This is a genomic window from Pseudomonas sp. 10C3, assembly GCF_036346185.1.
Lineage (GTDB): Bacteria > Pseudomonadota > Gammaproteobacteria > Pseudomonadales > Pseudomonadaceae > Aquipseudomonas.
Genome location: NZ_JASJVE010000222.1, coordinates 1 through 234 on the forward strand (window position 1 = coordinate 1; position 234 = coordinate 234).

The 234-nt window shown below is 60.3% G+C and carries 1 pseudogene; it reads right to left on the reverse strand.

From position 1 onward, the window contains the following. Positions 1-234: pseudogene (locus QN399_RS26685) on the reverse strand (histidine kinase); the annotation flags it as partial.

Here is a 234-nt window from a genome sequence, read left to right on the forward strand (position 1 = left end):
GTTGAGCACGTTGCCGACGTTGTGCAGCACGTTGGTGGCGATCTCGGCCATGCCGGCCTGGCGCGCGGTGTCGAGCAGTTCGCTCTGGGTATCCTTGAGTTCCTGGGTGCGTTCTTCGACGCGTATCTCCAGCTCTTCGTTGGCGGTTTGCAGGGCTTTGTTGACGCGATTGATCTCGGTGAAGCTGCGCATCAAGCGAATCGCCAGGTACACCAGCACCAGCACCAGCAACGT